Genomic DNA, 237 nt, shown 5'->3' on the forward strand with positions numbered 1-237 from the left:
ATCAGCACGCTGCCGGCGCCAAGAAAGGGGGGCGGAAGATCCAGCGATCGGCCGCTCGCGCGGGGGCCTGAGCACCAAGATACATCTGGCCGTTCGAGGCTTGGGATGTCCGGTGCGGTTCACGCTGCCCGCGGGTCAGAAGGGCGATGCACCGCAAGCCGCCGCATTGATCGAAGGCTTGTCCGCCGAGGTCGTCATGGCCGACGCCGCCTATGACGCCGATCACTTGCGCCAAGC

The 237-nt window shown here is 67.1% G+C and carries 1 pseudogene; it reads left to right on the forward strand.

Annotated features, from left to right (window positions below):
* Positions 1–237 (forward strand): annotated as a pseudogene (locus tag FNJ47_RS55770) (transposase); the annotation flags it as partial.

The sequence above is a fragment of the Bradyrhizobium uaiense genome, from assembly GCF_010811875.1.
Lineage (GTDB): Bacteria > Pseudomonadota > Alphaproteobacteria > Rhizobiales > Xanthobacteraceae > Bradyrhizobium > Bradyrhizobium uaiense.